Genomic DNA, 215 nt, shown 5'->3' with positions numbered 1-215 from the left:
GAACAGGGCACACTCGTGCCGTGATCGACTTCAGGAATTGGTTGACGACACCGCCGCCGGAGAGCACCGCTCCACCGCACGATGCGCGCGAACGCACGACCATCAAGGTCGAGATCGCCATCGTGCTGGTGGTGACCTTAGGCCTCAGCGGCATGAGCAGCATTCTCTCGCTGATCGAAGACTCTCTGCAGACCGCGGCGCTGTCGGATCAGACT

The 215-nt window shown here is 61.9% G+C and carries 1 pseudogene; it reads left to right on the top strand.

The window, feature by feature from the left end:
* Positions 1-20: 20 nt before the first annotated feature.
* Positions 21-215, top strand: a pseudogene (locus tag QM588_RS25675) (CPBP family intramembrane glutamate endopeptidase); the annotation flags it as partial.

Source organism: Rhodococcus sp. IEGM 1354 (assembly GCF_030056855.1).
Lineage (GTDB): Bacteria > Actinomycetota > Actinomycetes > Mycobacteriales > Mycobacteriaceae > Rhodococcoides.
This window is presented reverse-complemented; position numbering and strand designations above follow the sequence as displayed.